The sequence below is a fragment of the Gelidibacter sp. genome, assembly GCF_035577925.1.
GTDB lineage: Bacteria > Bacteroidota > Bacteroidia > Flavobacteriales > Flavobacteriaceae > Gelidibacter.
The window spans coordinates 1-7232 of record NZ_DATJCY010000164.1; the positions used below are offsets into that span (position 1 = coordinate 1).

General features: G+C 34.9%; 5 protein-coding genes and 2 pseudogenes. 5 read left to right on the forward strand and 2 right to left on the reverse strand.

Translation table 11 applies throughout. The annotated features are described in order from the left end of the window. Positions 1-262 (forward strand): annotated as a pseudogene (locus VNJ50_RS05780) (Arm DNA-binding domain-containing protein); the annotation flags it as partial. A gap of 90 nt (positions 263-352) precedes the next feature. Here the strand turns inward: VNJ50_RS05780 and VNJ50_RS15685 are convergent. Beyond that, positions 353-483, reverse strand: a pseudogene (locus VNJ50_RS15685) (IS256 family transposase); the annotation flags it as partial. 76 nt (positions 484-559) lie between these two features. Next, the gene (locus VNJ50_RS05785; RefSeq protein ID WP_325579916.1) at positions 560-883 is read right to left on the reverse strand and encodes a YbaB/EbfC family nucleoid-associated protein; all 324 of its coding nucleotides are present in this window, start codon (positions 881-883) and stop codon (positions 560-562) included. Between the two features lie 352 nt (positions 884-1235). Here VNJ50_RS05785 and VNJ50_RS05790 point away from each other — a divergent pair, with 352 nt between their 5' ends. The 4 genes from VNJ50_RS05790 (at position 1236) to VNJ50_RS05805 (ending at position 7222) form a co-directional block, all read left to right on the forward strand. Beyond that, entirely contained in the window at positions 1236-2297 is a 1062-nt protein-coding gene (locus VNJ50_RS05790) for a glycosyltransferase (protein ID WP_325579918.1), read from the forward strand. Positions 2298-2475: 178 nt separating this feature from the next. Continuing rightward, a complete protein-coding gene (locus tag VNJ50_RS05795; RefSeq protein ID WP_325579920.1) occupies positions 2476-4536 on the forward strand; it encodes a S9 family peptidase in 2061 nt (686 codons plus the stop codon). Positions 4537-4697: 161 nt separating this feature from the next. Then, positions 4698-5738 (forward strand): cysteine synthase family protein, encoded by a 1041-nt coding sequence (locus VNJ50_RS05800; RefSeq protein ID WP_325579922.1) that lies wholly within the window; start codon positions 4698-4700, stop codon positions 5736-5738. Between the two features lie 224 nt (positions 5739-5962). Further along, complete coding sequence (locus VNJ50_RS05805) at positions 5963-7222, forward strand: aminotransferase class I/II-fold pyridoxal phosphate-dependent enzyme (RefSeq protein ID WP_325579924.1); 1260 nt, start codon at positions 5963-5965, stop codon at positions 7220-7222. Positions 7223-7232 lie beyond the last annotated feature (10 nt).

A 7232-nucleotide genomic window follows, 5' to 3' on the forward strand; every position in this document is an offset into this window, starting at 1 on the left:
ACGGTTACCCAAGAAAAAAAAAGATGAGACTGCCACTGTTTATGCATGGATTATAGTAAACGGTCGCAGAACTGAAATTTCCTTAAAAAGCAAAGTATCGATTAACAATTGGGACGAAGTAAAAGCAAGGGTAAAAGGGAAACGACCAGAGATTATAAAATTGAAAAGTCACATGGAACATGTGCGTTCATTGAATTTTGATAGCTATCAAGATCATATAGACTTCCCCTTTTTCGAAATGTTTATTAATCCAAATATATAATTATTCCGTTTGGGACTTTTCAATACCACTAATTTTTTATGCCTTTTCCTCTTCTAAATGATTTTCTAATTCTCCTTCTAGCACGGTCTAAAGAAAGTATTTTAAAGTGGTGCAAAGATCCCATCTGGACCGCCCGTTTTCTTTCCTTGATAAATATCGACCATGGCTTGCTCTTTGATACTTTCGAAATCGAATCCGCTTTTCTTGTTGTTTCTGTTCATCAGACTAATTTACATTTTTATATGATAAAATTAATTTTGTGACACAGTTCATTGGACATCCTTAATAATTGCTTTACTATTTAAACAAATCCAATCCCGGAATATTTGGCATACCATCTTTGGCAACAGCCGCCAATTCAGCTTCATTGATTTGAGTTGCTCTTTCAATGGCTTTATTAAGTGTCAATATGAGATAGTCTTCAAGCATTTCTTTGTCCTGCAATAATTCGTCAGCAACGGCAATTGATTTTATCGTTCGATTTGCAGTTAGGGATACTTTTAATTTTCCGTCAGTGCTTTGTTCATCAATCAAAACATGATTCAATCGGTTTTTGGTTTCTTCAACTTTCCTTTGGGTTTCTTTGAGTTTGTTCATCATACCCATCATATCTCCAAACATATTTTTTAGATTTTATGTTAAGTCACAAAATTAAGAAAAGAAAAATTGAATTATATAAAATAAATCGAAGAGTATAGGTGGTTAAAAAGTCCTTAAATTTCACGCATGAAATGCTTGAAAAATTTGTTTTTATTTTGGATGTCAGTTTGTTTGCCACACAGAATACAATTTGTATGAATTTTATTATAGATCTTAATTATCGAATAGTTTAATGGTGTTATTTGTGCATATTGTCGAGTTTATGGGACAAGGATAAATGTCATTATATAATTTAGTCTATATTCATCACTAAAATGTACTTCCCAATTGGTAGGATAGGTTTTGTAATCAAATAGAAAGTGTTTTATTAAATATGAAATTAAGTGTAATTATTCCTGTCTATAATGTTGAAAAATACGTTGCTAAATGTTTAGACAGTGTGCTCGACCAAGGTCTTGATGAAAACGAATATGAGATAATTGTAGTTAATGATGGAACTCCTGATGGGAGTATGGAAATTGTAGGAAAATATGCTAAAAAGCATAAGCATATTCACGTTATTAATAAAGAAAATGGAGGGCTTAGCAGTGCACGAAATTGTGGCATAGACCACGCTAAAGGGAAGTATATTTATTTTATAGATTCTGATGACTACCTAGTTTCCAACAGTTTGAATGTGCTAGTTGACACTTGTGAACGACACAACTTAAATGTTTTAACATTTTTATGCACAACATTTTCAACCTTACCCTCAGATGATATAGCATTTGAAGGGGATAGTTTTTTAAATGACAAAATGTTGTCGCCAGTAGTATCAGGTGAGGATTATGTAGCTTACTATGCTTATCGTAATGAAGCATGTTTATATATTACCAATAGAGAATACCTAAATAGTATTGGCCACAAGTTTCCTATTGGTCGATTTTTGGAAGATGCTGCTTTTACATTAGAAACTTTTTTGAAAGCAGAAAGAATAGCTCATCTTAAAATTGATGCATACCGTTATCGAATAACCCCAGGAAGTATACTAACGAAAAAAGAGCCCACTCATTATCTCAAACTCATTAGAGATATGCTAAATGCTGCTTTCATATTTGATCCTATTGTCAAACGTTTGGAAGGAAAATCAGCTAACTCTGATTGTATTTTACGCATTAAATCAAAACAACAATCTATCGTGTTTTTTTCTATGATACGTATGCTTTCTTCTACTATGAGCATCGAAGAAGTGAAACTTAGTTTGGAAAAAATGAAGAGTATCAAAGCATATCCTTTAGATTCATTTTTGGGAAAAGATTATAATAGGATTAACTACAAAATATTGGTTCCAATTTTCAATAATCAGCAGTTTTTTTATCTTTTATTTAGATTGGTTAATCCAATTTTAAAATTAAAAAATAGATTTTCAGAACGGAAGACATTTTTTTCTAAATAATTGGATATTAGCCAAGTAAATGTGTTTATAACGATATAATTGCGTTTTTTATTAATTTATGTAAAAAAATTTACTAAGACTAAACTTTCAATCATTTTGTTTATCTCCTTTGTTTTTTAAGGAGACCTATCTCTATTTAATATATTACTTTTGCAATCTGTATTAAAAAACATGTATGATGTCACGAAAGATTGAGCCCCCAAAAGCAAAAATTATTCCTAAAATTCTAAAAGCGCACAATGATGAACGTCAAGATGATTATTTCTGGCTAAATGATCGGGAAAGTCAGGATACACTCGATTATCTCAATGCCGAAAATGAATATTTTGATGCGGTGACTTCAAAGTATAAAGATTTTGAAAATTCACTTTTCGAAGAAATGAAAGCCCGCATCAAGGAAGACGATGAGTCGGTTCCTTATAAATATAATGGTTATTGGTATCTTGTTAAATTTGAAACAGGAAAAGATTATCCTATTTATTTCAGAAAAAAAGACACGCTTGAAAATCCCGAAGAGTTGTTGTTTGACTGCAATGAGATGGCTAAAGGTCATGACTATTTTAAATTGACTGGCTTAAATGTAAGTCCAGACAACAGCATGATTGCCTTTGGAATTGATACTGTTGGACGGCGCAATTACACGTTGCAAATTAAGAGTTTAATTGATGACAAAGTTTTTTTAGATAGTATCGAAAATACTACAGGATCTGCCACTTGGGCAAACGACAATAAAACGTTGTTCTATACTGTAAAAGATGAACAAACCCTGCGTTCCGACAAAGTTTTTAAGCATAAATTGGGAAGTGCTTCAACTGAAGATAGTTTGGTTTTTCACGAAGATGATGAAACTTTTGGCGTAGCTGTTTACAAATCGAAGTCTAAAAAATATTTGATTATCGCCTGTTATAGCACGTTAACCAACGAATATTATATCTTGAATGCTGATACGCCAGATGAGGAGTTTTTGGTCTTTCAAGAGCGTATTAGAGGTTTGGAATATAGTATTTCACATTATGATGATCAGTTTTATATTGTTACAAATGCCGATGATGCCCTCAATTTTAAGTTGATGAAAACATTTGAGCACCAGACAACCATGGAGCATTGGACCGATGTCATTCCGCATAGAGAAGATGTATTGCTTGAAGATATCGACATTTTTAAGGATTTTTTGGTGATCAGTGAACGTACCAACGGACTTAATCAAATCCGGATTAAAAGATGGGATGGGAGCGAAGATTATTATTTGCCTTTTGATAATGAAACCTATACGGCTTACACGTCCATTAATGTCGATTTTGATACAGATATATTGCGCTATGGTTATAATTCTATGACCACACCGTCATCGACCATCGATTTTAATATGGTTACAAAAGAAAAAACCATCTTAAAAGAACAAGAGGTTTTAGATCCTAGTTTTGATAAAGACAATTATATATCCGAACGACTTTGGGCAACAGCAACTGACGGAACTAAAGTGCCACTTTCTATGGTTTATAAAAAGGGAATTACCAAAAATGGTTCAAATCCAGTGCTTTTATATGCTTATGGTTCATACGGACATACGATTGATCCGTACTTTTCAAGTATTCGTTTAAGTTTATTGGATCGTGGATTTATTTATGCCATTGCTCATGTTAGAGGGGGTGAATATTTGGGACGTATGTGGTATGAAAATGGAAAATTGCTCCAAAAGAAAAATACGTTTACAGATTTTATAGCTTGTTCTAAATTTTTGATTTCAGAAAATTATACGTCTCCAAAACATTTATATGCTTTGGGTGGAAGTGCTGGAGGATTGTTGATCGGTGCAGTTATTAACGAAGCCCCAGAGTTGTATCATGGAGTTATCGCTGCGGTTCCTTTTGTAGATGTATTGACTACCATGCTAGATGATTCGATACCTTTGACCACGGGGGAATATGACGAATGGGGAAATCCAAACGACAAAACATATTATGATTACATGAAATCCTATTCGCCTTATGATAATGTCAAAAAACAAGATTACCCACATATTTTGATTACCACAGGATTGCACGATTCGCAAGTTCAATATTGGGAACCAGCAAAATGGACGGCTAAATTGCGCGCGACTAAAACCGATACCAATAAATTGCTTTTAAAAACAAATATGAAAGCTGGTCATGGGGGAGCATCCGGTAGGTTTGAAGCCTTAAAAGAAGACGCCGAAGAGTATGCATTTTTGTTAGACTTAGAGAATATTTATGTCTAATTAAAAAAAATCTCGTACTTTTGCCCAGTTTGAGATTACATTTTTATAAATTGTAATCGTAAATAGTATTTATGAAATCACAGGTTTTATAATGTATAAATAATCAATTACGTTTTAAATTTGCGATCCATACGTTCTATTGAAAAGAATAATAAACACGTATGAAAGAAAACATTCAAGTATTTGATAATGTATTGGAACTAATAGGCAATACCCCTCTTATCAAATTGAACAAGATGACGGCTCATTGTGACGGTAATTTTTATGCCAAAGTCGAGGCCTTCAATCCAGGTCACTCATCCAAAGACCGAATTGCATTACACATTATTGAAGAAGCGGAAAGACAAGGCTTATTATCTCCAGGCGACACCATTATTGAAACGACCTCTGGCAATACAGGGTTTAGCATTGCTATGGTAAGCATTATTAAAGGTTATAAGTGTATTCTTGCTGTAAGCTCAAAGTCTTCGGCTGATAAAATTGACATGCTAAAAGCCATGGGTGCGCAGGTATATGTTTGCCCTGCACATGTAAGTGCCGATGATCCTAGATCATATTATGAAGTTGCAAAGCGTCTGCATGAAGAAACAAAAGGTTCCATTTATATCAATCAATATTTTAATCAATTAAATATTGATGCACATTACTATTCTACAGGACCTGAAATTTGGAATCAAACCAAAGGCAAGATCACCCATTTGGTAGCTTGTAGCGGTACAGGAGGAACGATTTCTGGAACGGCAAAATATCTGAAAGAACAAAATCCAAACGTCAAGATCATTGGTGTAGATGCCTATGGTTCGGTTTTAAAAAAATATCATGAAACCCGTGAGTTCGATAAAGATGAAATCTACCCATACCGTATTGAAGGTTTAGGAAAAAACTTGATCCCTGCAGCCACCGATTTTGATGTGATAGATATGTTCGTAAAAGTTACCGATGAAGAAAGTGCACATACCGCTCGTGAAATTTCGCGAGTAGAAGGACTATTTGTTGGTTATACCAGTGGTGCAGCAATGCAAGCCATCAAACAATTGAATGAAGCCGGCGAATTTAAGCCAGGCGATAACGTAGTTGTCATCTTTCCAGACCATGGATCTCGCTACATGAGTAAAGTTTATAGTGATAAGTGGATGGAAGACCAGGGCTTTTTTGATAGTGAAAAGTCATCGACTCTAGAGACAATTCAGTACATTAAATAAATGAATTACAATACTATAATCCTATAACATAAAACAATGTTGTGGGATTTTTTATGGACAAAATCTTATAAACATCAGTTTATAACTAAATTATGCAATGAGCAGATATTTAGTTAATTTTGCCCAAACTAATTAAGCTAATTTGAAGATGATAGCGCATGGCATTTGAACCAAAATTAAGGTTGAATGAAATGGCGGTTTACGTCGAAAAACATTAAGATTACATGAAAGACTTATTTGACAGAATTTACAGAGATAAAGGACCTCTTGGTAAATGGGCTTCACAAGCTGAAGGTTATTTTGTATTTCCTAAACTGGAAGGTCAAATCTCTAACCGCATGAAATTTCGCGGGCAGGACGTTATTACTTGGAGTATCAATGATTACTTAGGATTGGCAAATCATCCTGAAGTCAGAAAAGTTGATGCCCAAGCAGCGGCCGATTATGGTTCGGCATACCCAATGGGTGCTCGAATGATGTCCGGTCATACTGATATGCACGAGTTGTTGCAAAAGGAATTAGCAGAATTTGTAAGTAAAGAAGCGGCCTACCTATTAAATTTTGGATATCAGGGTATGGTTTCAACCATCGATGCCTTGGTAGGTAAGGATGATATTATTGTGTATGATGTTGATGCCCACGCTTGTATTATTGACGGTGTTCGTTTACACATGGGAAAACGTTTTACCTACAAGCATAACGATGTTGAAAGTTTAGAGAAAAACCTAGAGCGTGCTACCAAAATGGCAGAACAAACAGGCGGAGGAATTTTAGTGATTTCTGAGGGTGTGTTTGGAATGCGTGGTGAACAAGGACGCTTAAAAGAAATTGTAGAACTTAAGAAAAAATTTAAGTTTAGATTTTTGGTTGATGATGCCCACGGTTTTGGAACCCTTGGAAAAACAGGTGCAGGAGCAGGTGAGGAGCAAGGCGTTCAAGACGGAATTGACGTGTATTTTGCCACATTTGCAAAATCAATAGCAAGTACTGGTGCTTTTATTGCAGCCGATCAGGAAGTTATCGATTATTTAAAGTACAACCTGCGTTCACAAATGTTTGCCAAGTCGTTACAAATGCAATTGGTAGTTGGTGCGCGCAAACGTTTGGAAATGCTAAAAACAATGCCAGAGCTGAAAGCTAAACTTTGGGAAAACACCAATGCGCTACAATCTGGACTTAAAGAGCGTGGTTTTGATATTGGTACCACTCAAAGTTGTGTGACGCCAGTATATCTAAAAGGAAGTATCCCGGAAGCTATGGCTTTGGTAAAAGATTTGCGTGAAAACCACGGAATTTTCTGCTCTATCGTAGTTTATCCAGTAATTCCGAAAGGATTGATTTTATTAAGAATGATTCCAACAGCTACGCATGATCTGCAAGATATCCATGAAACCTTAGATGCGTTTGATGCAATTAGAACACGTTTAGAAAACGGAACCTATAAAAGATTGTCGGCATCCGTTGCGGCAGCCATGGGAGAGTAATACCCCAAAA

Bases quoted from the DNA above. Each gene is read 5' to 3' on its own strand.
- VNJ50_RS05785 (WP_325579916.1), bottom strand. From the start codon at position 883: ATGTTTGGAGATATGATGGGTATGATGAACAAACTCAAAGAAACCCAA.
- VNJ50_RS05790 (WP_325579918.1), top strand. From the start codon at position 1,236: ATGAAATTAAGTGTAATTATTCCTGTCTATAATGTTGAAAAATACGTT.
- VNJ50_RS05795 (WP_325579920.1), top strand. From the start codon at position 2,476: ATGTCACGAAAGATTGAGCCCCCAAAAGCAAAAATTATTCCTAAAATT.
- VNJ50_RS05800 (WP_325579922.1), top strand. From the start codon at position 4,698: ATGAAAGAAAACATTCAAGTATTTGATAATGTATTGGAACTAATAGGC.
- VNJ50_RS05805 (WP_325579924.1), top strand. From the start codon at position 5,963: ATGAAAGACTTATTTGACAGAATTTACAGAGATAAAGGACCTCTTGGT.